At 65.5% G+C, this 25,114-nt stretch carries 25 protein-coding genes; 20 read left to right on the forward strand and 5 right to left on the reverse strand.

All coding sequences use genetic code 11. The features are described from left to right. Positions 1-88 precede the first annotated feature (88 nt). From ACE10Z_RS18410 to ACE10Z_RS18450, 9 genes are all read left to right on the forward strand, one after another. A complete protein-coding gene (locus ACE10Z_RS18410) occupies positions 89-814 on the forward strand; it encodes a TetR/AcrR family transcriptional regulator (RefSeq protein WP_375789175.1) in 726 nt (241 codons plus the stop codon). Further along, positions 811-1,608: an HlyD family secretion protein gene (locus tag ACE10Z_RS18415; RefSeq protein ID WP_375789176.1), complete on the forward strand. Its 798-nt coding sequence runs from the start codon at positions 811-813 to the stop codon at positions 1,606-1,608. Before ACE10Z_RS18410 ends, ACE10Z_RS18415 begins: the two co-directional genes overlap by 4 nt. Continuing rightward, positions 1,605-2,564, forward strand: a complete 960-nt coding sequence (locus tag ACE10Z_RS18420; protein WP_375789177.1) for an ABC transporter ATP-binding protein — start codon at positions 1,605-1,607, stop codon at positions 2,562-2,564. Before ACE10Z_RS18415 ends, ACE10Z_RS18420 begins: the two co-directional genes overlap by 4 nt. Before the next feature lie 6 nt (positions 2,565-2,570). Further along, positions 2,571-3,734: an ABC transporter permease gene (locus ACE10Z_RS18425; protein ID WP_375789178.1), complete on the forward strand. Its 1,164-nt coding sequence runs from the start codon at positions 2,571-2,573 to the stop codon at positions 3,732-3,734. A 111-nt stretch (positions 3,735-3,845) separates the two neighbouring features. Continuing rightward, positions 3,846-5,159, forward strand: a complete 1,314-nt coding sequence (locus ACE10Z_RS18430; RefSeq protein WP_375789179.1) for an adenylate/guanylate cyclase domain-containing protein — start codon at positions 3,846-3,848, stop codon at positions 5,157-5,159. 71 nt (positions 5,160-5,230) lie between these two features. Then, positions 5,231-5,959: a GntR family transcriptional regulator gene (locus tag ACE10Z_RS18435; RefSeq protein WP_375789180.1), complete on the forward strand. Its 729-nt coding sequence runs from the start codon at positions 5,231-5,233 to the stop codon at positions 5,957-5,959. Positions 5,960-6,004: 45 nt separating this feature from the next. After that, positions 6,005-7,249, forward strand: coding sequence for an MFS transporter (locus ACE10Z_RS18440; protein ID WP_375789181.1), 1,245 nt, complete (start codon positions 6,005-6,007; stop codon positions 7,247-7,249). Positions 7,250-7,264: 15 nt separating this feature from the next. Beyond that, positions 7,265-8,164 carry an amidohydrolase family protein gene (locus ACE10Z_RS18445; RefSeq protein WP_375789182.1) on the forward strand — a complete coding sequence of 300 codons (900 nt, stop codon included), beginning with the start codon at positions 7,265-7,267 and terminating at the stop codon, positions 8,162-8,164. 307 nt (positions 8,165-8,471) lie between these two features. Beyond that, the gene (locus ACE10Z_RS18450; protein ID WP_375789183.1) at positions 8,472-9,386 is read left to right on the forward strand and encodes a PhzF family phenazine biosynthesis protein; all 915 of its coding nucleotides are present in this window, start codon (positions 8,472-8,474) and stop codon (positions 9,384-9,386) included. Here ACE10Z_RS18450 and ACE10Z_RS18455 read toward each other — a convergent pair. Beyond that, positions 9,383-9,844 carry a DUF488 family protein gene (locus ACE10Z_RS18455; RefSeq protein ID WP_375789184.1) on the reverse strand — a complete coding sequence of 154 codons (462 nt, stop codon included), beginning with the start codon at positions 9,842-9,844 and terminating at the stop codon, positions 9,383-9,385. The two genes, ACE10Z_RS18450 and ACE10Z_RS18455, sit on opposite strands and share 4 nt — an antisense overlap. Before the next feature lie 10 nt (positions 9,845-9,854). Beyond that, on the reverse strand, positions 9,855-10,682 hold the full coding sequence (locus tag ACE10Z_RS18460; protein ID WP_375789185.1) for a DUF72 domain-containing protein: 828 nt from the start codon (positions 10,680-10,682) through the stop codon (positions 9,855-9,857). Positions 10,683-10,823: 141 nt separating this feature from the next. Here ACE10Z_RS18460 and ACE10Z_RS18465 point away from each other — a divergent pair, with 141 nt between their 5' ends. The 10 genes from ACE10Z_RS18465 to ACE10Z_RS18510 all read left to right on the forward strand — a co-directional run bounded on the left by ACE10Z_RS18465 (position 10,824) and on the right by ACE10Z_RS18510 (position 22,026). Further along, entirely contained in the window at positions 10,824-11,210 is a 387-nt protein-coding gene (locus ACE10Z_RS18465; RefSeq protein WP_375789187.1) for a hypothetical protein, read from the forward strand. A gap of 67 nt (positions 11,211-11,277) precedes the next feature. After that, positions 11,278-11,481, forward strand: coding sequence for a hypothetical protein (locus tag ACE10Z_RS18470; RefSeq protein ID WP_375789188.1), 204 nt, complete (start codon positions 11,278-11,280; stop codon positions 11,479-11,481). A gap of 438 nt (positions 11,482-11,919) precedes the next feature. After that, on the forward strand, positions 11,920-13,053 hold the full coding sequence (locus tag ACE10Z_RS18475; RefSeq protein ID WP_375789189.1) for a glycosyltransferase: 1,134 nt from the start codon (positions 11,920-11,922) through the stop codon (positions 13,051-13,053). Positions 13,054-13,060: 7 nt separating this feature from the next. Further along, positions 13,061-14,563 (forward strand): glycosyltransferase family 39 protein, encoded by a 1,503-nt coding sequence (locus tag ACE10Z_RS18480; RefSeq protein ID WP_375789190.1) that lies wholly within the window; start codon positions 13,061-13,063, stop codon positions 14,561-14,563. A 79-nt stretch (positions 14,564-14,642) separates the two neighbouring features. Then, entirely contained in the window at positions 14,643-15,338 is a 696-nt protein-coding gene (locus ACE10Z_RS18485; protein WP_375789191.1) for a DUF899 family protein, read from the forward strand. A 425-nt stretch (positions 15,339-15,763) separates the two neighbouring features. Next, positions 15,764-16,894 carry a tlde1 domain-containing protein gene (locus ACE10Z_RS18490; RefSeq protein ID WP_375789192.1) on the forward strand — a complete coding sequence of 377 codons (1,131 nt, stop codon included), beginning with the start codon at positions 15,764-15,766 and terminating at the stop codon, positions 16,892-16,894. A gap of 190 nt (positions 16,895-17,084) precedes the next feature. After that, entirely contained in the window at positions 17,085-18,041 is a 957-nt protein-coding gene (locus tag ACE10Z_RS18495; RefSeq protein WP_375789193.1) for a GAF domain-containing protein, read from the forward strand. 427 nt (positions 18,042-18,468) lie between these two features. After that, positions 18,469-19,986 (forward strand): aldehyde dehydrogenase, encoded by a 1,518-nt coding sequence (adh, locus tag ACE10Z_RS18500; protein ID WP_375789194.1) that lies wholly within the window; start codon positions 18,469-18,471, stop codon positions 19,984-19,986. 84 nt (positions 19,987-20,070) lie between these two features. Continuing rightward, positions 20,071-20,421, forward strand: coding sequence for a DUF779 domain-containing protein (locus tag ACE10Z_RS18505; RefSeq protein ID WP_375789195.1), 351 nt, complete (start codon positions 20,071-20,073; stop codon positions 20,419-20,421). A 108-nt stretch (positions 20,422-20,529) separates the two neighbouring features. Then, complete coding sequence (locus ACE10Z_RS18510; protein WP_375789196.1) at positions 20,530-22,026, forward strand: AMP nucleosidase; 1,497 nt, start codon at positions 20,530-20,532, stop codon at positions 22,024-22,026. Positions 22,027-22,048: 22 nt separating this feature from the next. On the opposite strand, the gene ACE10Z_RS18515 is transcribed toward ACE10Z_RS18510, so the two are convergent. Both ACE10Z_RS18515 and ACE10Z_RS18520 read right to left on the reverse strand, forming a co-directional pair. Further along, complete coding sequence (locus tag ACE10Z_RS18515) at positions 22,049-22,678, reverse strand: glutathione binding-like protein (protein WP_375789197.1); 630 nt, start codon at positions 22,676-22,678, stop codon at positions 22,049-22,051. Positions 22,679-22,687: 9 nt separating this feature from the next. Then, complete coding sequence (locus ACE10Z_RS18520) at positions 22,688-23,281, reverse strand: cysteine hydrolase family protein (protein ID WP_375789198.1); 594 nt, start codon at positions 23,279-23,281, stop codon at positions 22,688-22,690. 128 nt (positions 23,282-23,409) lie between these two features. On the opposite strand from ACE10Z_RS18520, the gene ACE10Z_RS18525 reads away from it, so the two are divergent. Next, a complete protein-coding gene (locus ACE10Z_RS18525; protein ID WP_375789199.1) occupies positions 23,410-24,249 on the forward strand; it encodes a LysR family transcriptional regulator in 840 nt (279 codons plus the stop codon). Positions 24,250-24,329: 80 nt separating this feature from the next. On the opposite strand, the gene ACE10Z_RS18530 is transcribed toward ACE10Z_RS18525, so the two are convergent. Then, entirely contained in the window at positions 24,330-24,923 is a 594-nt protein-coding gene (locus ACE10Z_RS18530; RefSeq protein ID WP_375789200.1) for a TetR/AcrR family transcriptional regulator, read from the reverse strand. Positions 24,924-25,114: the final 191 nt, after the last annotated feature.

The raw sequence follows: 25,114 nt of genomic DNA on the forward strand, positions 1-25,114 counted from the left end.
ACCTGCCGGCGGATAGGAACGCTTAGCGTCACCAGACGTCCTATTCGATCACATTGACAATGACTGACCAGTCAGTCATATTGTACTCATGACAAAGCGCAGCGAAAAGACGACCCGCACCCAGCCCGCCAAACGCCGGCCCACGACGCGGGCCGCTGCGGCGAGGATCCCGAAGGTGGTCTCGGCAACACTGCCTGAGGCGAAGCCGGCTGCGAGCCGCGCCGGGAAATCCGCCGAGCGGCGTGCGGCGATCATCGAGGCGGCGATGGACGAGTTCATCGCACGCGGCTTTGCCGCGACGCGGCTCGACGACGTCGCCAAGCGGGCGGGCGTCGCCAAGGGCACGCTCTATCTCTACTTCAAGGACAAGGAGTCGATGTTCGAGGAGCTGATCCGCACCGCGCTGGTGCCGCTGATCGGCCGCCTGGCCGCGCTGCCCACCATCACCGGTCCGGTGCGCGACGCGGTGGAGGGGTTTGCCGAGACCTTCATGCGCGAGGTCGTGGCGACCCGGCGCGGCGACATCATCCGCCTGATCGTGTCCGAAGGGCCGCGCTTTCCGGCGATCGCCGATTTCTATTTCCGCGAGGTGGTGTCGAAGGGCCTGACCGGCATGAAGGCGCTGGTGCAACTCGCGATCACGCGCGGCGAGATCAAGCACCGCGAGCTCGGGGATTTCCCGCAGCTGGTCGTCGCGCCCGCGATCGTCGCGGTGATCTGGCAGAGCCTGTTTGCCCGCCACGCGCCGCTCGACGGGCTCGCGATGTTCAAGGTTCATCTCGATCTGATCTTCGGCGAACGGAGGAAGCCATGACCGCGTCGCGCATCATGAAGCTGATCGCGGCCATCGCGCTGGCGGCGGCGCTCGCCGGCTGCAAGGAGAAGCGGGACCCCGGCTTCCAGGGCTGGGTCGAGGCCGACATGATCTTCGTCAGCCCGGATGAATCCGGCCGCGTCATCAAGCTCAACGTGCGCGAGGGCGACGAGGTCAAGCCCGGCGATCAGCTCTATTCGGTGGACGACGATCTGCAGCGCGCCGATCTCAACCAGAACAACGCGACCCTGGCGAACGCGCAGCAGAGCTATGACCGCGCGGCCTCGCTGCGTGGCACCGGCGCCGGCACCCAGGCCAACCTGGATTCCGCCGTCTCGGCGCTGCGCGTCGCGGAAGCGCGCGTCGTCACTTCGCAGACCCGGCTCGACCGCCGCAAGGGCTTTGCGCCGATCGCGGGCTCGATCCAGCAGATCTATTTCCGCGAGGGCGAGATGGTGCAGGCGCAGCGGCCGGTGCTGTCGATCATGCCGCCCGGCAACATGAAGCTGCGCTTCTTCGTGCCGGAGACCGAGCTGCCGAAGCTTGCGCTCGGCGACGAGGTGAGGGTGACCTGCGACAATTGCGCTGCGGATCTCACCGCCAAGATCTACTTCATCGCCACCACGGCGGAGTACACCCCGCCCGTCATCTACAGCCTCGATGAGCGCAACAAACTGGTCTATCTGATCCAGGCGCGGCCGAGCCGGCCCGATGTGCTGCGCGTCGGCCAGCCGATCAGCATCTACCTCAATTCCAAGACCAACTCGAAGACGCCGGTGGCGGAGGGCAGATGAACGGCGGCCCCTCCAGCGCGCGGCCCGACGCATCTTCCATCGCGATCGATGTGAAGGGCCTGACCAAATCCTTTGGCGGGCGCGAGGTCGTCCACGACCTGTCGATGCAGGTCAAGCGGGGCTCGATCTATGGCTTCCTCGGCCCCAACGGCAGCGGCAAGACCACGACCATCCGCATCCTGTGCGGCCTGCTGACGCCCGACAGCGGCGAGGGCACCTGCCTCGGCTACGACATCCGGCGCGATGCCGACAAGATCAAGCGCAAGGTCGGCTACATGACGCAGCGCTTCAGCCTCTACCAGGATCTGTCGGTGCGCGAGAATCTGGAGTTCGTGGCGCGGCTCTATGGCATGCCGGATGCGCGCGGCGCCGCGGCCGACATGATCGCGCGGATCGGGTTGAAGGGCCGCGAGGAGCAGCTCGCCGCCAATCTCTCCGGCGGCTGGAAGCAGCGGCTGGCGCTCGGCGCCTGCACGCTGCCCAATCCGCAATTGCTGCTGCTGGACGAGCCGACCGCCGGCGTCGACCCCAAGGCGCGGCGCGATTTCTGGAACGAGATCCACGCGCTCGCGGCCGAAGGCCTCACCGTGCTGGTCTCGACCCATTACATGGACGAGGCCGAGCGCTGTCACGAGATCGCCTACATCGCCTACGGCCATCTCTTGGCCCACGGCACGGTTGACGAGGTGATCGCTGCCTCCGCGCTGTCGACCTGGACGGTGACGGGCGAGGATTTCAACGGCCTGATGGCCGAGCTCACCGGCAAGCCCGGCGTCGACATGGCGGCGCCGTTCGGCACCAGCCTGCATGTCTCCGGCCGTGACAAGACGGCGCTCGAGGCTGCCATCGCACCTTACCGCGACAATCCGCGATGGCACTGGCAGCCGAGCGAGCCGTCGCTCGAAGACGTCTTCATCGACCTGATGGGGCGCTCCAAAGATAATTTTCAAGGATAGGGTCCGATGAGCGCAACGGATACGATCCAGAAAGGTGAAGAGAGGGAGCCGGCGTTCGGCTTCTGGCGGCGCAGCTATGCGATGCTGGTCAAGGAGTTCATCCAGCTCCGCCGCGACCGGGTCTCGTTCGCCATGATCATCATGCTGCCGGTGATGCAGCTCACGCTGTTCGGCTACGCCATCAACACCACGCCGCGCAATCTGCCGACCGCGGTGCTGACCCAGGAGGACACCGATCTCGGGCGTTCGATCCTGAAGGCGATGGAGAACACCGCCTATTTCCATTTTGTCCGCGAGGTCCACACCGTCGAGGAATTCGACGAGCTCCTGCAATCCGGCAAGGTGCTGTTCGGGGTCGAGATCCCGCGCGGCTTCGAGCGCGCGGTGCGGCGCGGCGACCGGCCGGCGCTGCTGGTCGCGGCCGATGCCACCGACCCGGTGGCGTCAGGTTCGGCGCTCGGCGCGCTCGGGCCGCTGGTGCAGTCCGCACTGGCGCACGACCTGCACATCGGCGATCCCCCGGACATGCCGTTCGAGATCCGCGCCCATGCCCGCTACAATCCGGCGGCGGACTCGCGCCTCAACATCGTGCCCGGCCTGGTCGGGACCATCCTGACCATGACCATGCTGATCTTCACCGCGCTCTCTGTGACGCGCGAGATCGAGCGCGGCACCATGGAGAGCCTGCTCTCGATGCCGATCAAGCCGGTCGAGGTGATGTTCGGCAAGATCATCCCCTACGTGCTGGTCGGCTTCATCCAGGCCACGCTGATCATCGCCATCGGTATCGTGCTGTTCGGTGTGCCGGTGCTCGGCAGCCTGACGCTGCTGGCGCTGCTCACCACGCTGTTCATCACCACCAACCTGTCGATCGGCTACACGTTCTCGACCATCGTGCAGAACCAGCTGCAGGCGATGCAGCTCTCGATGATGTTCTTCCTGCCGAGCATCCTGCTGTCCGGCTTCATGTTCCCGTTCGCGGGCATGCCGGTCTGGGCGCAATATATCGGCGAGGGGCTGCCGCTGACCCATTTCGTCCGCATTGTCCGCGCCATCATGCTGAAGGGCGCGGCGATGGCGAACCTGCAATACGACACCATCGCGCTGGTCGCCCTGATGCTGTTCGCCATGACCATCGCCGTGACGCGCTTCCGCCGCACGCTCGATTGAGGCAGAATGGGAGTGATTGTTGATCGTCATTCCGGGGCGCCTCGAACAGGCGAGCCCGGAATCTCGAGATTCCGGGTTCGCTTCGCGCCCCGGAATGACCGGGACGGGGAAATGGCGGACTCTTCGGATATTGACAGCGCAGCGGCAGGCACGACGGTATCCGCCGATTTCCACCACGCCCTGATGCGCGAGGTGATGACCACCGAGCTGCTCCGCATCAAGGTGCTGATCGGCACCGCCATCGTGCTGGGGGCGATCAGCCTGCTGGTGTATCTGTTCGCGCCCGAGGCGGTCAGCCGGGTCTGGCACGGCAACCTCAGCGCCGTCTACATTTTCTATGTCACCGTTCCGCTGATCCTGTTCGAAATCTGGGTGCACGGTGCGATCAGCTGGTACATGCGCAAGGGCCGCGACCTGCCGGTGATCCGGCGCTACATCGGCGTGCTGGTCGAGACCTCGCTGCCGAGCGTCGTGCTGGCGCTGCATATCGACAGCATGGGCCGGCAGGAGGCGCTCGGCTTCGTGGCCCCTCTGGTCTATTTCGTCTTCATCATCCTCTCGACGCTGCGGCTCGATTTCTGGCTCTCGACCTTCACCGGCGTCGTCGCTGCGACCGAGCTGTTCTACATGGCGGTGTTCTACCATGCAGTCGATGGCGTCGCGGCCGATCAAGGCATCTATTATCACGCCGCGCGCAGCACGATCATCCTGATCTGCGGCGTGCTCGCCGGTGCGGTGGGCTTGCAGCTGCGGCGGCAGTTCGCGGCCAGCATCGCCGCCGCCACCGCGCGCGACCGCATCACCAATCTGTTCGGCCAGCACGTCTCGCCGCAGGTGGTCGAACGCCTGATGGCGGAGGGTGCCACCACCGCGAGCGACATCCGCCGTGTCGCCGTGATGTTCGTCGATTTCCGCAGCTTCACTGCCGGTGCGCGCTCGCGTTCGCCGCAGGAGGTGGTGGATCGGCTCGACGGCGCCTTTGCCGTGCTGGTCGATATCCTCGATCGCCATGGCGGCATCGTAAACAAGTTTCTCGGCGACGGCTTTCTCGCGCTGTTCGGCGCGCCGTTCGAGACCGGCGACGCCGCGCATCAGGCGGTCGCCGCCGCCCGCGAGATGCTGGCCGCCAACGAGCGCACCAATGCGTCGTCGAGCTGGCCGCTGCGCATCGGCATCGGCATCCATATCGGCGAGGTCGTGGCCGGCAGTATCGGCTCGCCGCGGCGCAAGGAATACACCGTGATCGGCGACACCGTGAATTTTGCTGCGCGGCTCGAGGCGCTCAACAAGGAGCTCGGCTCGCAGTTCCTGATTTCCTCCGCGGTGCGTGAGGCGCTCGGCGACGCGTGCCCGGACGCCGTCTCGCGCGGCGAGATCCCGGTGCGGGGTTACGAGCACCCGGTGCCGGTCTGGCAATTGGGGTAGGGCGCAGCATTCAGGTTTAAGGTACTAGGGTAGCGATTGACGCGGCATCATATACTCATATAAATGACTATATGAGTTCAGCCCTCGACGACCGCCTGCCGCGCTACCAGCGTCTCCGCGACGACCTCGCGGCGCGCATCAATCGCAACGAATGGCGTCCGGGGGACCTGATCCCCTCCGAGGCCGAGCTCGGCGCGCATTACGGCGTCGCGATCGGCACCGTGCGCAAGGCGATCGACCAGCTCGTCAGCGACGGCGTGCTCGAGCGCCAGCAGGGGCGCGGCACCTTCGTGCGCCGCGCGCGGTTCAACTCGTCGCTGTTCCGCTTCTTCCGCTTCCAGTCGGAGAGCGGCGAGCGTCGCGTGCCGCAAAGCCGTATCCTGCGGCGGAAGGCGATGCCGGCGACGTCGGCGGTCGCCTCGGCGCTGCGCATCGCCGTCGGCGAGCCGGTCATCAGCCTGTCGCGGCTGCGGCTGATCGACGACGTGCCGCTGCTCGCCGAGGAGATCTGGCTCGAGAGGTCGCGCTTCGAGGCGCTGCTCGCACTCGCGACCTCCGAATTCGGCGACTTGCTGTATCCGCTCTACGAGGATCGCTGCGGCCAGGTCGTGGTCTCCGCCGATGAAATCCTCACCGTCGAGATCGCGACCGAGATGCAGTCGCGCCTGCTGCGGCTCGAAGCCAACGCGCCGCTGATCGTGATCGAGCGCCTGGCCTTCGATCTGGAGCGGCGACCGATCGAATGGCGCCGCTCGCGCGGGCCGGCGGATCGCTTCCGCTACCACGCCGAGATCCGATAGCGCGGCATCAAGACAAAACAACAGACAAAATCACGGGGAGGAATGATGGCAAACTGGTACAGCGAATGCTCGCCGCTCGAGCGGCGCACCTTCTGGGCAAGCTTCGGCGGCTGGGGGTTAGATGCGCTCGACGTCCAGATGTTCAGCCTCGCGATTCTGGCGCTGATCACCGCCTTCGGGATCAGCAAGGCCGATGCCGGGCTGCTCGGCTCGGTCACGCTGTTCTTCGGCGCGTTCGGCGGCTGGCTCGGCGGCGCACTCGGCGACCGCTTCGGCCGGGTGCAGGCGTTGCAGATCACGGTGGCAACCTTTGCGCTCGCGACCTTCGCCTCGGCCTTCGCGATGAACTACAGCCAGCTCGTGGTCTTGAAGGCGATTCAGGGCATCGGCTTCGGCGCCGAGTGGGCCTGCGGTGCGGTGCTGATGGCCGAGATCATTCGCGCCGAGCATCGCGGCAAGGCGCTCGGCGCCGTGCAGAGCGCCTGGGCGGTCGGCTGGGGCGCCGCGGTGCTGCTCTCGGCGCTGGTCTTCACCTATGCGCCCGCCGATATCGCCTGGCGCATCCTGTTCGCGGTCGGCCTGATCCCGGCGCTGCTGATCCTCTACATCCGCCGCGGGCTGAAGGAGCCGCCGCGCGCTGCACCGCGCGAGGCCGAGCCGCCGTTCTTTGCCACGCTCGCCGGAATCTTTCACCGCGACGTGCTGCGGTCGACCTTGATAGGCGGCCTGTTCGGCATCGGCGCCCATGGCGGCTATGCGGCGCTGACGACATTCCTGCCGACCTATCTGCGCGAGGTGCGGCATCTCTCGGTGCTCGGCTCCAGCGCCTATCTCGCCGTGATCATCGTCGCCTTCTTCTGCGGCTGCGTGGTCTCGGGGATCATCAGCGACCGGATCGGGCGGCGCGCCAACGTGACCCTGTTCGCTGCCGCCTGCGTCGTGACGGTGCTGGTCTACATCTTCGCGCCGCTCTCCAATTCGCAGATGCTGGTGCTCGGCTTCCCATTGGGCTTCTTCTCGGCGGGCATTCCCGCCAGCATGGCAGCGCTGTTCAGCGAGCTCTATCCGGCCGGCGTGCGTGGGACCGGCGTCGGCTTCTGCTACAATTTCGGCCGCATCGTCTCCGCGGCGTTTCCCTTCCTGGTCGGCTACCTCAGCGATCACATCGGTCTTGGTGCTGCGATCGGGATCGACGCGGCGTTCGCTTATTCGCTGGTGCTGGTCGCGGTGCTGATGTTGCCGGAAACCCGCGGCAAGGTTTTCGAGCAGGCCGCCGCCACGCGCGCGTGATGATGAGGAATGATCATGACATCGTACGAACATGGGTTGACGCGGCGCCGGTTTGCCGTGGGAGTGGTTGCCGCGCTGTCGGCAAGTGCATTGGCGAGCAAGGTGAGGGCTGAGGTGCCGAAACTCGCGATCGATACCCACGCCCACGTCTTCCATCGCGGGCTGAAGCTCGCGCCGGGCCGGCGCTACGCGCCCGACTACGACGCGCCGCTCGCGCTCTATTTGCAGCAGCTCGACCAGAACGGCATCACCAACGGCGTGTTGGTGCAGCCGAGCTTTCTCGGCACCGACAATTCCTATCTGGTCGAATGCCTCAAGGCGACCAATGGCCGCCTGCGCGGCATCGCCGTGGTCGACGTTGCCGCTACCGCCGACGAACTGCGCGCGCTCGATCGCGCCGGGGTGGCGGGCATTCGTCTCAATCTGGTCGGCCAGAAGCTGCCTGATCTTTCGTCGCCGGAGTGGACGGCGCTGCTGGCGCAGATCAGGACGCTCGACTGGCAGGTCGAGATCCAGCGCAACGCCGGTGATCTCGCGACGCTCGCACCTCAGCTGCTCGACCAGGGCGTGAAAGTCGTGCTCGATCATTTCGCCTTGCCTGATCCGAAGCTCGGCATCGACGATCCCGGATTCCAGTCGGTCCTCAAGCTTGGCGCGACGCGAAATGTCTGGGTGAAGATTTCGGCGCCCTATCGCAACGGCGCGGCCGGTGAGGCGTTCGCGAAGCAGGCCTATCCGCTGCTGCGCCAGGCTTTCGGCGTCGACCGGCTGCTGTGGGGCAGCGACTGGCCGCACACCCAATTCGAGGCGACGCAGAGCTACGCGAAGAACCGAAAGTTTCTCGACGAGCTCGTCACCGACGCCGACGAGCGCGCCCGCGTGCTCGCGTCACCACGCGAGCTGTTTCGGTTCTAGAGCGGGATGAGTCTTGGTTGAACCGGCTTGCCGCGGCTTCGGTTCACCTCTCCCCATCGGGGAGAGGTCGGATTGCAAAGCAATCCGGGTGAGGGCTCTTGCTCTCTCGATAGACCGTAACCCCTCACCCGATTTGCTGCGCAAATCGACCTCTCCCAAAGGGAGAGGTGGACTTTCGACGCCGTTCCAGCTCAACCTAATCTCATATGCTCTAGCTCGCGCGCGATTGCACCGAGTGCTCTGAAGGGCGTCATCGCTGCTGTGCTACGATGACGCCATCGGAATGACCGGCACAAGGACACGCAAGATGCAGCGCCGCTATATCACCGTCGACGTTTTCACGGACCGCGCCTTCGGCGGCAACCCGCTCGCCGTGGTGCTCGACGCCGAAGGTCTCTCGACCGAACAGATGCAGGCGATCGCGACCGAGTTCAATTATTCCGAGACGACCTTCGTGCTGCCGCCGCAGGATAGGGCCAACGACGCCCAGGTTCGCATCTTCACGCCGGTCAGAGAACTGCCGTTTGCCGGGCATCCCAATGTCGGCACCGCCTTCGTGCTGGCACAGCTTGCGAAGGAGCCGAAGCCACGTCTGATCTTCGAGGAAAAGGCGGGGTTGGTTCCGGTCGATGTCGCGCGAGAGGGCGGCAGGGTCGTTGCCACTGAACTGACCGCGCCGCAGCCGCTATCGCGCCTGTCGCAGTTCTCCGCTGCCGAGGTCGCTAGCCTGATCTCGCTCACGGCAGACGACGTCAGGACGGATCGCCAGGCACCGCAGGTGGTCGGCGTCGGAACGCCGTTCCTGGTCTTTGAGGTCGCATCGCGCGATGCAGTCCGGCGGGCAAAGCCGGATGCGGCGGCGTTCGCCCGCTTCTTCCCGCGAGACGGAGCCTTCTCCGCGTACTTCTACACGCGCGACGTCCCCGTCGCCGAGGCGCCTTGCGATATGCAGGCACGGATGTTCTTTCCGGGATCGAGCGGCCTGATCGAGGACCCGGCCACCGGCAGCGCCACGGTCGCCGCGGCCGCGCTGCTTGCCACGCTCGATGCGTTGCGCGACGGCATCCTGAAGCTGACGGTCGGCCAGGGTTTTGACATGGGCCGGCCGAGCCTGCTGCTGACGCGCGTGCGCAAGCAGGATGGCGCAGTCCTATCCGCACATGTCGGCGGGGCGTGTGTGCAGATGATGGAGGGGACGTTGCGCCTGGTGGGTAAGGGCTAGACCTGCGGTGCGGCCAGGTTTTCGATCCTGACGCCGTCGCGCTCCTCGATGATCTCGGCGATCCAGCGACGGTGGCAGTGTTCGTGGTCGCGCTCGTAGCAGAGGATGCAGACCGGACCGGACTTCTTCACCAGCGCCGACAGCTCGTCGAGCTCCTCCTTGGCCTGCACCGTCTTGAGGTGCGCCGAATAGATCTTGTGCAGCAGCGCATATTGCCCGCTGCGCGCCGCCTCGCGCCCGCTCTTCGGCGTGCCGAGGCCGCGGAGGTGGACGTAGCCGATGCCGCGCTCGTCGAGACCAGCGGCGAGCTGGGTCTTGGAGAAGCCGGGGCGGCGCGAGGAGGCGACCGCGCGGACATCGACGAGGAGCTTGACGCCGGCATGCTGGAGTTCGTCGAGCACGGCCTTGGACGGCGTCTGCTCGTAGCCGATGGTGAACAGCTTTTTCGCCTTCGCCATCGGTTCTCCCTCACTTCACCCGTTCGATCAATTCCATCGCGCCCGCCGGCGCGCGGATCTTGCCCTCGTGGATCACGTAGGCGAACACGTCGCGCGGCGCCTTCTTCGGCGCTGATTTGTCGACCCGCGGCAGATCGTCCGGCTCGCTGCCGCCGGCCCAATCCTGAAACCGCTTGGCCCATGCGTCGAGCTGTTTCGGCGGATAGCAGGTCTTCAATTCGTCATTGCCCTTCTGCAGCCGGGCATAGACGAAGTCGCTGGCGATATCGGCAATCGCCGGATATTTGCCGTGCTCGGCGAACACCACGGGCACCTCGAACTGCCGCAGCAGCGCGATGAACTCCGGCACGCAAAAGCTGTCGTGGCGCACTTCGACGACATGGCGCAGCGCGCGGCCGTCGAGCTTGCGCGGCAACAGCTCGAGGAACTTGCCGAAATCGGCGCCGTCGAATTTCTTGGTCGGCGCGAACTGCCAGAGCACCGGCCCGAGCCGGTCCTTCAGCTCGAGCACGCCCGAATCATAGAACCGCTTCACCGAATCGCCGGCCTCGGCGAGCACGCGGCGGTTGGTGGCGAAGCGCGGCCCCTTCAGCGAGAAGATGAAGCCGTCGGGCACTTCGCTCGCCCATTTGCGAAAGCTCTCCGGCTTCTGCGAGCCGTAATAGGTGCCGTTGATCTCGATCGAGGTCAGCTTCGATGCGGCGTAGGACAGCTCCTTCGCCTGCGTGAGCTTCTCGGGATAGAACACGCCGCGCCATGGCTCGAAGGTCCAGCCGCCAATGCCGATATAGATGTTGCCTGCGTTTGTCTTGGTTGCCTTGGTGGGAGCTTTGGCCACGACTGCACTCATCGCGAGGAGGGGGAACGGGGATCGAGAGTAGTCAAAATAATCGTGATTGGCCAGTTTACCAGATTGGCGCGGGGGTGCTTATCGTCGTTGTCGCTCTTCGCTACGATGCGCCAAAATGGAGAACAACACATGCGCATGCTGGTTGCGGCCGCCCTCTTGATCACGTCCTCCGCTGCCATATCGTCCGCTGCCATATCGTCTGCTGCAATGGCCGACGAGGTCGACGATGCGCACAAGCTCGCGATCACCGGTCGCGACGCCTACTGGAATTGCCTCGCCCGCGAATATCCCCGCGACAGCAACAAGACGATGTCCGACCAGGAGTTCAGCTCGCTGATCGCCAATGTCTGTCCCTCGGAGCGGCAGAACTTCCGGGTATCGCTGATCGACTTCCTGTCGCTGCAGTTTCCCAAGCAGGATGCCGACGCCAATCTGACGACGGCCAATCGCGCGATCGAGCTGGCGCAGAAGGACATCGTGACCGCCTTCACCCGCCGCAGGGCCGCGGCGAAATAGGTTCCCGAATCCTGTTGCGGCCGGCCGATTTTTGATATCAATCCGCGCAGGCGAGGGGATGATCGGCATGAGCTCACAATCGACGGCAGGCTTCTTGGGCGCAGTGGTCGCGGCCGTGGCGCTGGCGGCCGCGTTCATCTACGGGCCGTCGCCGAGCCAGCTCCGTAATCCGACCCAGCCCGCAGCAGCGCAGCCGCAGGCGGCTCCCGCCGCCGAGGCCGCGCCGGCGGCCCCGCGCGGCCCGGTGATCCGGGAAGTCCCGAACAACTAGACCGGGATGAATTTTGGTTGAATCGGCTCGCCAAGGTTTCGGGTCACCTCTCCCCGCCGGGGAGAGGTCGGATTGCGCTTGGCGATGCGAAGCATCGTCCAGTGCAATCCGGGTGAGGGCTCTTGCTCTCTCGATAGACCGTAACCCCTCACCCGATTTGCTGCGCAAATCGACCTCTCCCAAGGGAGAGGTGATCATTGCCCCTTGCGGACCGCATGGGGGCTACTTACTTAGGTCATAACGGCGACGTTGCAGCTTAAGGGCTCCGGCGCCGGGACGACCACGACATTGTTTGGCTGCGCCGGATGTACGCGCGCCCCTTGTTCGTGGTCGTTGGCATTTTCGGACGGTTTTTGCCCCGTTTTCCCGCTTCCCGAGACAGCGTTTGGGCCGGCCCGCCTTGGCAGCGGGGGAGGCTGCGGCTATACGCTGGCGCTCATGAATGACGCCATCAAGCTAGCCCCCGAAACCTCCACGCAGGCAGCAAGTCTGCCGCAACTTTCGGTGGTCGTCCCGACCTTCAACGAACGCGACAATGTCACGGTGCTGTACCGCAGGCTCGACGCGACCCTGAAGGACGTGTCCTGGGAGGTCATCTTCGTCGATGACAATTCGCCCGACGGTACCTGGGACGTGGTGCGCGCCCTGGCACGGAAGGATTCGCGCGTGCGCTGCATCCGCCGAATCGGCCGGCGCGGCCTGTCCGGCGCCTGCATCGAGGGCATCCTGGCGTCGAGCGCGCCCTATGCCGCGGTCATGGACGCCGACCTCCAGCATGACGAGACCCAGCTCCCGAAGATGGTCGCGCTGCTGCAGAGCGGCGAGGCCGAACTCGTGGTCGGCAGCCGCTATATCGAGGGCTACAAGAGCGAAGGCTTCAACAAGCAGCGCGCCGGCGCCAGCGCCTTTGCCACCGAGATCGCGCGCCGTTCCTTGAAGGTCGAGATCGCCGATCCCATGAGCGGCTTCTTCATGATCCGCCGCGACCGTTTCGAGCAGCTTGCGCCGCAGCTTTCGACCCAGGGCTTCAAGATCCTGCTCGACGTCGTGGCGACGGCCGAAGGCAAGCTGCGCGCGGTCGAAATTCCCTACACGTTCGGCGCCCGCCAGCATGGCGAGAGCAAGCTTGACTCGATGGTCGCGCTCGACTTCCTTGGCCTGGTGCTGGCGAAGCTGACCAACGATCTGATCTCGCTGCGCTTCATTCTGTTCGCAGCAGTCGGCGGCCTCGGCCTGCTGGTGCATCTCAGCGTGCTGTTCATCGCGCTGGAACTGTTCAAGGTGCCGTTCCCGGAGGCCCAGGCCACCGGCGCGATCGTCGCCATGACCAGCAACTTCATCCTCAACAATTTCCTGACCTATCGCGACCAGCGGCTGAAGGGCTTTGGCATCCTGCGCGGCCTGCTGCTGTTCTATCTGGTCTGCAGCGTCGGCCTGCTCGCCAATGTCGGCGTCGCGTTCTCGGTCTACGACCAGGAGCCGATCTGGTGGCTTGCGGGCGCGGCCGGCGCGCTGATGGGCGTGGTGTGGAACTACGCGATGTCCGGGCTGTTCGTCTGGCGCAAGCGATGACGGTGGCATGAACGCGAACGAGGCGCGGCTGGCCCGGAACACCGCTCTTGCGGTGTGCGCGCTGGTCGTGTTGCGGCTGGCCGCCGCCGCATGGACGCCGCTGACCTTCGACGAAGCCTATTACTGGATGTGGTCGAAGGCGCTCGCCGGCGGCTATTACGACCATCCGCCGATGGTCGCTGTCGTGATCCGGCTCGGCACCATGATCGCGGGCGACACGCCGTTCGGCGTGCGGCTGGTGTCGATCCTGCTCGCGTTGCCGATGAACTGGGCGATCTACCGGGCGGCCGAGATCCTGTTCGGCGGCCGGCGCATCGCCGCGAGCGCAACGATCCTGCTCAATGTTACGCTGATGGCCGCCGTCGGCACGCTGATCGTGACGCCGGATGCGCCGCTGCTGGTTGCCGCGAGCTTCCTGCTGTATTCGCTCGCAAAGGTGCTGGAGAGCGGCCGCGGCGCCTGGTGGCTTGCGGTCGGCGTCAGCGCCGGCCTGGCGCTGCTGTCGAAATACACGGCGCTGTTCTTCGGACCCGCCATCCTGATCTGGCTCGCGATGGTGCCGAAGCTGCGGCGCTGGTATCTCTCGCCATGGCTCTATCTCGGCGGCCTGGTTGCGGCCGGCCTGTTCGCGCCGGTCATCCTCTGGAATGCCGATCATCAATGGGTGTCGTTCATCAAGCAGATGGGGCGCGCCCGGATCGAGGATTTCCGGCCGAACTACATCGCCGAGCTGATCCCGACGCAGTTTGCGTTCGCGACGCCCTTGGTCTTCATCCTCGGTGTGATGGGTCTCTACGCGCTCTACCGGCGCCGCGCCGGCGCGATGCCGGCGCGCGTGCTGGTCAACACGATGTTCTGGACCATCGTGGTCTACTTCACCTGGCACGCGCTGCATGCGCGGGTCGAGGCCAACTGGTTCGCGCCGGTCTACCCGGCCTTTGCGGTGGCGGCCGCGGTCGCGGCAATCCAGGTGCAGTGGGCACCGCGCGAGCAGCGCACGATCGATTTCTGCCGCCGCTGGGCCGCGCCCACAGGCGTCGTGCTATTCGCGCTGCTGATCGTGCAGGCCAACACCGGCATGCTCTCGGGCTACCGCCGCGACGCCACCGTGCGCAGCGTCGGCGTCGGCTGGCAGGAGCTCGCGGGCGAGATCGAGGCGGTGCGCGCGCGGTCCGGCGCGAGCTGCGTGCTGGCACCGGACTACGGCACCACCGGCTGGCTGGCCTTCTATCTCCCCAAGGGCACCTGCGTCGCGCAACAAGGCCAGCGCATTCGCTGGGTCAACATGCCTGAGCCGAGCCCGGCGCAGCTGTCCGGCAAGCTGCTGTATGTGCATGAGGTCGAGCAGGCGATGCCGGCCTCGGTGCGCGACAATTTCGCCCATGTCGAAACCGTGGCCGAGGCCAAGCGCATGCGTGGGCCGCTGGTGATCGAGACCTACGCGCTCGATCTGCTCGACGGCGCAAAGGGCAAGGTCTTCGACCGTTCGCCGCCGCCGGAGCTACAGTAAAATCGCCGCCGCTGGGTGTCGGATTGCCCGGTTCCGGCTCGTCTTCCAGGGAGCCCGTCAAACACGCGAGGTTCCAACCATGACCAGTTCCGTCCTTAAGCCCGCCGCCGAACTCGCCAGCACCAATGCCAGGCGCTTTCCCAATGAGAGCGCCGAATATCGTCGCGCGCGCCAGGCGCTGCTCGTCGAGGAGATCGAGCTGCGCCGGCACATCGCGCGCGTCGCCGAGCTGCGCCGCGCCTTGCCGCCGGGCGGCGAGGTGACCAGGGCCTATGAGTTCACGGGCGAGTCCGGCGCGGCCTCGCTCGCCGATCTGTTCGGCAACAAGCAGACGCTCATCATCTACAGCTACATGTTCGGCCCACAGCGCGAGAAGCCGTGCCCGATGTGCACGTCGTTCATGGGCACATGGGCGGAGAAGCTTCCGGATATCGAGCAGCGCGTGTCGTTGGTGTTCGTGGCGCGCTCGCCGATCGCGCGGCTGATCGAGGCGAAGAAGGCGCGCGGCTGGACGCGCCACAAGATTTATTCGGATGCGTCGGGCGATTACACGCGCGACTATGTCAGCAAGGATGACAGCGACGTGCCCGGCTACAATGTCTTCGCCCGCCACGACGGTGCGATCCGGCATTTCTGGGCCGGCGAGATGGGAGCCGGCACCGTCGACCCCGGCCAGGACCCGCGCGGCGCGCCGGACATGGATCCGCTCTGGACCCTGCTCGACACCACGCGCGAGGGCCGTGGCGCGGACTGGTATCCGAAGCTCAGCTATTGAGAGATGATTTTTGCTCGATCCCCGCGCGATTACGGGGCCGTCGGCAAGGAAATTCTCCCTAGGATTTATCTCGGCATGCGGCGGCGGAGCCGCGTGCCGGAATGTCCCATCATGGGACAAAAAAGCCGTTTTGGCGGTCCAATGCCATCTTAAAAAAGCCCTACGCCACAGGCACTTCCCGCGTTGCAGGGGATCGCATCCGGTTAAGTCGCATTTAACTAAAAGTCGCCTTAATGGCCGTCTGTGCCCCCGCGCGACGTTGAGCCGAACACCGTTCGACGATGCGTCGAGTGAGGGACAAAGGTGGACCTGTTTTGAGCGCCGGGCGTATGGGTACGAGTGCGAGTGCGTATGTTCTTGGGGCGCCAAGCCGCAAGAAATCCTCCCGAAAAATCCTCCCGCAGCATTTCCTCGGCAGCGCCGCGGTGGCTGGGCTGGTGCTTGGCTGCGCCTGGACCGTCTATGCCAACATCTTTGCGGCGAGCGTCTATCCGTCGGTCGGCAATGCGTCGTTTGATGCGCCGGTCGCGAAGCGGCCCGTCGCCGTTGCCGCGCGGCCCGCACCCGCGTTCAACGAGGTGTTCGCGTCCCTGACGCCCGCGCCGGCGGCGCCCGCCAAGACCGAGGTCGCGAAGTCGGAAGCCCCGGCACCGTCACTTATGTTTAACGATCGGTTTGCGGCCGCCGCGCCTGAGGGCGTCGCATCCAGCGTCGTGGCTGACGCCGCACCGCAGATCGACCCGATCAAGCAGGCCGCTGAACCCAAGGTCGCCGTAGCGGCGAGGGCGGTGGCGACGGCAGAACTCGCCGAGACATCGAAGCCGTTGCCGGCGCCGAAGTCGGTCGAGACCGCCAAGAAGCAGGCCGCCGCGAATCTGAAGGTGGCGCTCAACGATCCCTCCGCGACGGTTCAGCCCAAGACAGCCGAAGCGAAGCCTGCCGAGACCAAGCAGGCTGCGAAATCAGGCGGCGTCCGCGACATGGCCGCGCGCGCCAAGGCCGCGGTGCTGTCGATCGCGTCGAGCGAGCGGCAGACCATGGTCGAGAAGCTGTGGGGCAAGCGCGAGTCGAGCGGCGGGCTGCTCTCCTTCGCCTCAGCCGACGCCAATGTCACCGGCAGCATCCCCTCGACGCTGGACCAGAACCCGATGCTCGGCGGCTCGCCGCCCTATGACCGCCAGACCGCGGTCTACGACATCTCGGCCAAGACCGTGTACCTGCCGGACGGCACGCGGCTCGAGGCGCATTCGGGCCTCGGCTCCCGGCTCGACGATCCCAGATCCTCGCACATGAAGATGGTCGGCGTGACGCCGCCGCACATCTACGAACTCAAGCCGCGCGAGGCGCTGTTCCACGGCGTGCCGGCGCTGCGGCTCAATCCGATCGGCGGCGAGGGCAAGATCTTCAACCGCGACGGCCTGCTCGCGCACACCTTCATGCTCGGCCCGAACGGCGACTCCAACGGTTGCGTTTCGTTCAAGGACTATTACGCGTTCCTCGACGCCTACCGTAACAAGGGCATCCGCCGCCTCGCGGTTTTGGCGAGGATTCAGTAAGCGCCGTCCTCCTGGGGGCGCCGCCCCCAAGGCGTGAGCTACGCGATCAGCCCCTACCTGTCCGAACGTCGCAATGGCCGTCCCTTGAAAGGCCGTTGGGGGCGCTATATCCTGCGAAATACAAAGGTGCCAGGGCCAACAGCGCCGCGCTCCCGAGGGTCACGGAACCCGCGGAGCAGGGGAGGGAAGCATGAGCCGGTCGCCAGGCGTCATGCACACGGACAAGGTTCTCGACGTGCTGGCCGGAGGCGGGGCGCCATCCGACCTGTCGGCGTCGTGGCGCCGCTCCGGCCATCTGCACGCGCTCGATCCGGCGAGCCGCCTGCCTTCCCATCGTCTCGGCCAGGCTGAAATCGCCGCTGCACAGCAGCGCCTCGGCGAATTCCTGAAAGTCGCCCAGAGCACGCTCGACCGGCTGTTTCTAGCGGTCGGCGGGGTCGGCTGTTCGGTGCTGCTGGCGGACCGCGACGGCGTCGTCGTCGACCGGCGCGGCGCGGGCGCCGATGATGCGACGTTCGACGCCTGGGGGCTCTGGACCGGTGCGGTCTGGAGCGAGAAATACGAGGGGACCAACGGCATCGGCACCTGCATCGTCGAGAAGCGCCCGCTGTCGATCGACCGCGAGCAGCATTTCTTCACCCGCAATTCAGCCCTGTTCTGCACCACCGCGCCGATCTTCGACGAGCATGGCGAGCTTGCCGCGGCGCTCGATGTCTCCTCCTGCCGGGCGGACCTGACCGACGGATTTTCCCGGCTGATCGCGACCACGGTGACGGACGCCGCGCGCGCGATCGAAGCCGAGAATTTTCGCCGGGCGTTTCCCGATGCCCGAATTCTGCTGACGCCGCGAAGCGAGCGCGCCGTCAACTCGCTGCTCGCAGTCGATCGCGACGATCTCGTGATCGGTGCAACGCGCGCCGCGCGCCGCGCGCTTGGCCTCAACGCGGCGTCGCTGGCGCGGCCGTTGCCGGCGGCCGATCTGATCGGCGAGACGCGCGACGATGGCGGCCTGGCCGCCGCGGAACGCGCAGCGTTGCAGCGCGCGCTGGCGCGCGCCGGCGGCAACGTGTCGAAGGCGGCCAAGGACCTCGACATGTCCCGCGCCACATTGCACCGCAAGCTGAAGCAGCTCGGCCTGCACCGCTAGGGCGCGATCAGTTTAGTTGAATCGGCTTGGCGCGGTCTCGGTTCACCTCTCCCCGTCGGGGAGAGGTCGGATTGCTCTCGGCGATGCGAAGCATCGTCCGGTGCAATCCGGGTGAGGGCTCTTGCTCTCTCGATAGACCGTAACCCCTCACCCGATTTGCTGCGTAAATCGACCTCTCCCAAGGGAGAGGTGAACTTTCGACGCCGTTCCAGCTCAACCTAATCTCATCGTGCTCTCTAGGGCATTTCCGCAAGCTCAAGACCGGCGTCCGGAGCGTTGGCGTGCCTGTGCCAATTTGCGGCGCACTCTGTCTCAGATTTGCGACAGTTCCCCCGCGGCCCTTGGGGCGGGCCCCTGTTCTGCCGGCCTGATTTGACCGAGCGTCCCGGCCAACGCCGTGTGCATCGGCGTGCCAACGGAGGAACACATGAACAAGGTTGACATGCAGTCCGTGCTCAAGGCGCCGTTCGCCAAGCGCTACGGCAATTTCATTGGCGGCGAATGGCGCGAGCCCCGCTCCGGAAAGTATTTTGAGAACATCTCGCCGGTGACCGGCCTTCCGGTCTGCGAGATCCCGCGCTCCGACGCGTCGGATATCGAGGCGGCGCTCGATGCCGCGCACGCAGCCAAGGACGCCTGGGGCAAGACCAGCGTCGCCGAGCGTTCGCTGATCCTCAACAGGATCGCCGACCGGATGGAGGCCAATCTCGAAAAGCTCGCCACCGCCGAGACCTGGGACAACGGCAAGCCGATCCGCGAGACCATGGCCGCCGACATGCCGTTGGCGATCGACCACTTCCGTTACTTCGCGAGCGCAATCCGCGGGCAGGAAGGCTCGATCTCGGAGATCGATCACGACACGATCGCCTATCACTTCCACGAGCCGCTTGGCGTCGTCGGCCAGATCATTCCCTGGAATTTCCCGATCCTGATGGCGGTCTGGAAGCTTGCACCGGCGCTCGCCGCCGGCAACTGCGTCGTCCTCAAGCCGGCCGAGCAGACCCCGGCCTCGATCCTGGTCTGGCTCGAACTGATCGGGGACCTGCTGCCCAAGGGCGTGCTGAACGTCGTCAACGGCTTCGGCCTCGAGGCCGGTAAGCCGCTCGCCTCGTCGAACCGGATCGCCAAGATCGCCTTCACCGGCGAGACCACGACCGGCCGGCTGATCATGCAGTATGCCGCGCAGAACCTGATCCCGGTGACGCTCGAACTCGGCGGCAAATCGCCTAACATCTTCTTCAAGGACGTTCTGGAGGAAGACGATGATTTCTTCGACAAGGCGGTCGAGGGCTTCGTGATGTTCGCGCTCAACCAGGGCGAGGTCTGCACCTGTCCGAGCCGGGCGCTGATCCAGGAATCGATCTATGACCGCTTCATGGAGCGCGCGTTGAAGCGCGTCGAAGCGATCACCCAGGGCAGCCCGCTCGATCCGACCACGATGATCGGCGCGCAGGCGTCCTCCGAGCAGCTCGAGAAGATCCTCTCCTACATCGACATCGGCAAGAAGGAAGGCGCCGAGGTGCTGACCGGCGGCGAGCGCAACAATCTCGGCGGCGGGCTCTCCGGCGGCTACTATGTCAAGCCGACCGTGTTCAAGGGCCACAACAAGATGCGGATCTTCCAGGAGGAGATTTTCGGGCCCGTGGTGTCCGTGACCACCTTCAAGAACGACGAGGACGCGCTCTCGATCGCTAACGACACGCTTTACGGCCTCGGTGCCGGCATCTGGAGCCGCGACGTCAATCGCTGCTACCGGTTCGGCCGGGCCATCCAGGCTGGCCGGGTCTGGACCAATTGCTACCACGCCTATCCCGCGCATGCGGCGTTCGGCGGCTACAAGCAGTCCGGTGTCGGCCGCGAGAACCACAAGATGATGCTCGACCACTACCAGCAGACCAAGAACATGCTGGTGAGCTACAGCCCGAAGAAGCTCGGCTTCTTCTGATATCCCGGCTGCCCCGCGTTCAGGGAAGGAAGACGTCAGGCTTCGGCGGGGTGTCCCGCCGGAGCCTCCATCACGGAGGCCGAGATGGCTGACAAGGTGACCGCGACGCCGGCTGCGCTGGCGCTGATTGCCGAGATCGTCGCCGATCATGGGCCGGTGCTGTTTCACCAGTCCGGCGGCTGCTGCGACGGTTCGTCACCGATGTGCTATCCGCAAGGTGACTTCCTGATCGGCGATTATGACGTCAAGCTCGGCGAGATCGGCGGGGCGCCGTTCTACATCAGCGGCTCGCAATACGACGTCTGGAAGCACACCGACCTGATCATCGACGTCGTTCCCGGCCGCGGCGGCATGTTCTCGCTCGACAACGGGCGCGAACGCCGGTTCCTGACCCGGTCCGAAATCTGCGCGCTGCCGCCGCGCGAAGGAGAATAAAGCAGTGCGGCGCGATCGGCGTCGATCTGGAACTGGAGGCCATTGTCGCTATACTGCACAGATCCAGGGCGAGTCCCAACTCGGCAACGGATCCGGTGCAAAGCGAACATGTCTCCGACACCTCCCATCGAAACCCCACCGCCGATCACGACCGAAGCATTCGTCGATGCTAGCGCCGCCGTTGCCCGTCTCGAAGAGATCTACGAGCGCAACACCGGATTCCTGCGCAATCGCTTCGAGGCCTATGTCAGCGGCGTCCCGTGTACGACGCGGGTGCGGGCGCATTACCCGTTCGTCCGCATCACGACCTCGTCGCATGCCCGGCTCGATTCCCGTCTCGCCTACGGTTTTGTCGCGGGACCCGGCGTCCACGAGACCAGCATCACGCGGCCGGACATTTTCCGGACCTACCTCACCGAGCAGATCGGGCTCCTGGTCAAGAACCATGGCGTGGCGGTCGAGATCGGCGAGTCCAACGAGCCTATACCGATCCACTTCGCCTACCGGCGCGACATCAATATCGAGGCGGCGCTGACCATCGCCGACAGCTCGGCGTTCACAAGGTCGCTGCGCGACGTGTTCGATACGCCCGATCTTGCGGCGATGGACGATGCGATCGCCGACGGCACATTCGAGCTGACGCCAGGGACGCCCGAGCCGCTGGCCTTGTTCCGTGCCGCGCGCGTCGATTACTCGCTGCGCCGGCTCTATCACTACACCGGCACCGATCCCGAGCACTTCCAGAATTTCGTGATCTTCACCAACTACCAGTTCTATGTCGACGCCTTTGCGCAATCGAGCCTGCAGCGTCTCGCCGCGGGCGAGGAGGGCCTCGAGGCGTTCGTTGCGCCCGGCAATGTGATCACGCGCAACGCGCTGGCAGGCGGCGGCGTGAGCGGGACGGCATCGGAGCGCGTCCCGCAGATGCCGGCGTTTCATCTCGTCGAGCCCGGCTATCGCGGCATCACCCTGATCAATATCGGGATCGGTCCATCGAACGCGCGCAACATCACCGATCACGTCGCGGTGCTCCGGCCGCATGCCTGGCTGATGATCGGGCATTGCGCTGGCTTACGCAACACGCAGCGGCTCGGCGATTATGTGCTCGCCCATGGCTATGTCCGTGAGGATCACGTGCTCGATCACGAGCTGCCGCTCTGGGTGCCGATCCCCGCGCTCGCCGAGATGCAGGTCGCGCTGGAGGAGGCGGTTGGCGAGGTGACCGGGCTCACCGGTTTCGAGTTGAAGCGGCTGATGCGCACCGGCACGGTCGCGAGCGTCGACAACCGCAATTGGGAGATCAGCGGCCCGCAGGTGATCCGGCGGATGTCGCAATCGCGCTCCATCGCGCTCGACATGGAATCCGCGACGATCGCCGCCAACGGCTATCGTTTCCGCGTGCCCTACGGCACGCTGCTGTGTGTCTCGGACAAGCCGCTGCACGGCGAGATCAAGCTCGCGGGCATGGCGAGCGAATTCTATCGCCAGCGCGTCGGCCAGCATCTTCAGATCGGCCTGAAGGCGCTGGAGCGGCTCAAGCAGCAGGAATCCGAGCGCCTGCATTCGCGCAAGCTGCGCAGCTTTGCCGAGGTCGCGTTTCAGTAACGCCGCGCCGGGCGCGCGGCGATCACGCCGCGACGCTCTTCCATAGCTGCATCTCGGTGCCGATGGCGGCCTTGACCTGCGGCCGCGCCTGGATGCGTCCGAGATAGGCGGCCAGCGGCGGCCATTGCGCCACATCGACGTCGGCGGCGCGAAGCAACAACAGAGCCCAGGCGAGATGCGCGTCCGCTACCGTGAAGCGGTCACCGACCAGAAATTCGCGGTCGGCAAGATACACTGATGGCACCGACAAGATCTGTCCGATCCTGGCGCGCGGCTTGGCAAGCGATGCATCGTCCTTGTACCAGAAGGTCGGGAACAGGAATCCCTTGTGGATCTCGGTGCCGATGAAGCTGAGCCATTCCTGCAAGCGGTAGCGATCCGGATGGCCGGCCGGCGGCGCGAGGCCGAGCTCGGGCTTGAGGTCCGCGATATATTGCAGCACCGCCGCGCTCTCCGTCAGCCGCTCGCCGTTCTCGAGCACCAGCACCGGCACTGCGCCCTTCGGCGCGACGGCGCGGAAGTCACCGTCGTCCTCCAGCACCTTCTTGGTCCAGAGATGGACCATGTGATAGCGCGCGTCGATGCCGGCCTCCATCAGCGCGATCCGGCTGGCGAGCGAGCAGGCCATCGGCCAGAAATAGAGCTGGAGCATGGCGATGTCTCAAGCGAGGGCGTTGCCGCGCGCGATGATCGCGAAGCGGTCGGACAGTTCGGCGAGTGCGACGTCGTGAATGAGCTTCGCGGCAATCGTGCCGCCGGTGCCGTCGGGCAGGTCGCGGGTGGCGCAGCTGTCGGCATCGATCGTGGTGCGGAAGCCGAGATCGAGCGCGGCGCGGGCGGTCGAGCTCACGCACATATGCGTCATGAAGCCGGCGAGCACGAGCTCCTTGCGGCCGGTCGCGGCAAGCTGCGCGTTCAAGTCCGTGCCGGCGAATGCGTTCGGCAATTGCTTCTCGATCACGATCTCGCCCGCCCGCGGCTTAAGCGCCGCGACGATCGCGCCACGCTCGGCGGAGCGATCGAACAGGCTTCCAGGCGCTCCCTTGTGCGCGATGTGAATGATGGCAGCGCCGCTTTCCCGCGCGCGGGCGAGCAATGCGGTGGCGCGCGCAATCGCGGGACTGGCGTCGGGCAGCGCCAGGGGACCGGCGAGATATTCGTTCTGGATATCGATCAGCACCAGGCAGGCCTCGCCGAGGCGGGGCGGGGTGAGGTCGATGCCGGCAAGCTGCATCAAGGTTTTGGCTGCGGTCATGGTCGCGAGAACTCCGGAGGATGCGTCTTGCGAAAATATAGCCGTGGACGAGCCTGCCGTTATGCAGGGATATTGCAGCCGATGGCTGCATTATTGCAGGTAGGCGAGATGCCATGTAGCCTGACGCCATGAACTGGGACGACCTTCGCATCATCGCCGCCGTCAGGGACGAGGGCACCTATGCCGGCGCCAGCGCACGGCTGCGGATCGACGAAACCACGGTCGGCCGCAGGCTGGCGCGGATCGAGCGTGCGCTCGGGCTGCGGCTGTTCGAGGCCGCCGACGGCGTCCGCAAGCCGACCCGGCAGTGCGATGTGGTGCTCGCGCACGTCCAGGCGATGGCCGCGCATGCCGAGGAGATCGGCCGGATCGGCGAGAGTCTGCCCGGCCCGGTCGGCCGGCTGCGCATCGCCTCCACCAATGCGATCGCGGAGGAGGTGCTGGCGCCGCGCACCAGCGAATTGCTGCGTGCCAATCCGGGCCTCACGCTGCAGTTCCTGACGTCGAGCGACAACGTCAAATTCTCGCGCTGGGAAGCCGATCTCGCGATCCGCCTGCGCAAGCCCGACAAGGGCGACTTTGCGATCTCGAAACTCGCCGAAGTCCGGCTGTATTTCTTCGAGCCGGTCGCGACGACAGCGGGAGAGGCGGTGGCGTGCGCCTATCCCGACGAGCTCGGCGGGATTCCGGAAATGCAGTTCCTGCGCGCGAAGCGGCTTCGTGCCCGCTGCGTGACCGACAATGTCCGGATCATCCACAAGCTGATCCAGTCGCATCAAGCGGTCGGCGTGCTGCCGGAGCACAGTTGCGTGGACCTGATGACCGATCGCCGTCTGCGCGCCACGCTGCTGCCGAAACGGCGCGACGTCTGGCTTCTGGTGCAAAGCCACCTCAAGCGCGACGCGGCGACGCGCGTCACGATCGACTGGCTGCGCGCCTGCTTCCAGGATGTCGCGCGCGGCGGGTGAGGTGGCGGCGGGACGACGGACTTCCCCTCCGTCATTCCCGGTGCGCAATTGCGCAGCGGGGAATGACCAGGAGAGCGACCTCAGATCTCGGCCTTCAGATTGGCGAAGGCATCCTGGACGTATGTGGTGAGCTTGCGCTTGCGGCCGTGCTCGATCCACGTGTCGACGGCGAGGCGAAGCGTTCCGATCGAGACCATCGCGACGAGCCGGAGGCGGTCGCGGCGTTCCCTGGCTGGCCATATCTCGCAGAGTGTCTCGTAGACCACCTGTTCGCGCCGCAGATTGTTGCCGTACCTGCTGGCGCTCAACGCCTCGCTCTGCCGGATCAGGCGGATGATCGCCATGAGCCGAGAGGTCTCGAAACGGGCAGCGACGTCGAGCATCGCTTCGCGGACGACATCGATCGGCGAACCGGCGGAGTCATGTTCAAGGACCGACGCCTTGAGCTCGTCATCATAGCCGGCAAGATGCGCGAGCAGGATGTCATCCTTGCTCTTGAAATAATAGAAGAAGGTTCGGCGCGAGATGCCGGCCGCTGCCGCGATTTCGTCCAGCGTCGTTGCATCGTAGCCCTTGGCAAGAAACAACTCGATGCCGACCTCGGCGATATGCTGAAGTGTCTGCCGACGATTGCGCTCGCGCAGGCCTTCGGGTTTGGTCACCGCCTCGGACATCAGCCGCTATCTCATCAATAGAAAATCAGGACATTACTCTGCGGCCGTCGGTTCGACCGGCCGTCGGTGTCAACGCGCGTACCGGCACGATTGAACATGTGTCCTGCGGTCGCAGCCGGTGATCAGGCCATAAAATCGCCCAACACGATATTTACACTTAGTGTAATAATTACACCTAGTGTAACTCACCG

This window comes from Bradyrhizobium sp. Pha-3, assembly GCF_042258615.1.
Taxonomy (GTDB): Bacteria; Pseudomonadota; Alphaproteobacteria; order Rhizobiales; family Xanthobacteraceae; genus Bradyrhizobium.

What these genes read in the sequence shown, in the direction of transcription:
- ACE10Z_RS18515 (WP_375789197.1), bottom strand. Translation starts at nt 22,678, where the DNA reads ATGCTCCAGCTCTATTTCTGGCCGATGGCCTGCTCGCTCGCCAGCCGG.
- ACE10Z_RS18520 (WP_375789198.1), bottom strand. Translation starts at nt 23,281, where the DNA reads ATGACCGCAGCCAAAACCTTGATGCAGCTTGCCGGCATCGACCTCACC.
- ACE10Z_RS18505 (WP_375789195.1), top strand. Translation starts at nt 20,071, where the DNA reads ATGGCTGACAAGGTGACCGCGACGCCGGCTGCGCTGGCGCTGATTGCC.
- ACE10Z_RS18530 (WP_375789200.1), bottom strand. Translation starts at nt 24,923, where the DNA reads ATGTCCGAGGCGGTGACCAAACCCGAAGGCCTGCGCGAGCGCAATCGT.
- adh (WP_375789194.1), top strand. Translation starts at nt 18,469, where the DNA reads ATGAACAAGGTTGACATGCAGTCCGTGCTCAAGGCGCCGTTCGCCAAG.
- ACE10Z_RS18475 (WP_375789189.1), top strand. Translation starts at nt 11,920, where the DNA reads ATGAATGACGCCATCAAGCTAGCCCCCGAAACCTCCACGCAGGCAGCA.
- ACE10Z_RS18420 (WP_375789177.1), top strand. Translation starts at nt 1,605, where the DNA reads ATGAACGGCGGCCCCTCCAGCGCGCGGCCCGACGCATCTTCCATCGCG.
- ACE10Z_RS18425 (WP_375789178.1), top strand. Translation starts at nt 2,571, where the DNA reads ATGAGCGCAACGGATACGATCCAGAAAGGTGAAGAGAGGGAGCCGGCG.
- ACE10Z_RS18450 (WP_375789183.1), top strand. Translation starts at nt 8,472, where the DNA reads ATGCAGCGCCGCTATATCACCGTCGACGTTTTCACGGACCGCGCCTTC.
- ACE10Z_RS18525 (WP_375789199.1), top strand. Translation starts at nt 23,410, where the DNA reads ATGAACTGGGACGACCTTCGCATCATCGCCGCCGTCAGGGACGAGGGC.
- ACE10Z_RS18455 (WP_375789184.1), bottom strand. Translation starts at nt 9,844, where the DNA reads ATGGCGAAGGCGAAAAAGCTGTTCACCATCGGCTACGAGCAGACGCCG.
- ACE10Z_RS18440 (WP_375789181.1), top strand. Translation starts at nt 6,005, where the DNA reads ATGGCAAACTGGTACAGCGAATGCTCGCCGCTCGAGCGGCGCACCTTC.
- ACE10Z_RS18410 (WP_375789175.1), top strand. Translation starts at nt 89, where the DNA reads ATGACAAAGCGCAGCGAAAAGACGACCCGCACCCAGCCCGCCAAACGC.
- ACE10Z_RS18465 (WP_375789187.1), top strand. Translation starts at nt 10,824, where the DNA reads ATGCGCATGCTGGTTGCGGCCGCCCTCTTGATCACGTCCTCCGCTGCC.
- ACE10Z_RS18435 (WP_375789180.1), top strand. Translation starts at nt 5,231, where the DNA reads ATGAGTTCAGCCCTCGACGACCGCCTGCCGCGCTACCAGCGTCTCCGC.
- ACE10Z_RS18495 (WP_375789193.1), top strand. Translation starts at nt 17,085, where the DNA reads ATGAGCCGGTCGCCAGGCGTCATGCACACGGACAAGGTTCTCGACGTG.
- ACE10Z_RS18485 (WP_375789191.1), top strand. Translation starts at nt 14,643, where the DNA reads ATGACCAGTTCCGTCCTTAAGCCCGCCGCCGAACTCGCCAGCACCAAT.
- ACE10Z_RS18430 (WP_375789179.1), top strand. Translation starts at nt 3,846, where the DNA reads ATGGCGGACTCTTCGGATATTGACAGCGCAGCGGCAGGCACGACGGTA.
- ACE10Z_RS18445 (WP_375789182.1), top strand. Translation starts at nt 7,265, where the DNA reads ATGACATCGTACGAACATGGGTTGACGCGGCGCCGGTTTGCCGTGGGA.
- ACE10Z_RS18510 (WP_375789196.1), top strand. Translation starts at nt 20,530, where the DNA reads ATGTCTCCGACACCTCCCATCGAAACCCCACCGCCGATCACGACCGAA.
- ACE10Z_RS18480 (WP_375789190.1), top strand. Translation starts at nt 13,061, where the DNA reads ATGAACGCGAACGAGGCGCGGCTGGCCCGGAACACCGCTCTTGCGGTG.
- ACE10Z_RS18415 (WP_375789176.1), top strand. Translation starts at nt 811, where the DNA reads ATGACCGCGTCGCGCATCATGAAGCTGATCGCGGCCATCGCGCTGGCG.
- ACE10Z_RS18470 (WP_375789188.1), top strand. Translation starts at nt 11,278, where the DNA reads ATGAGCTCACAATCGACGGCAGGCTTCTTGGGCGCAGTGGTCGCGGCC.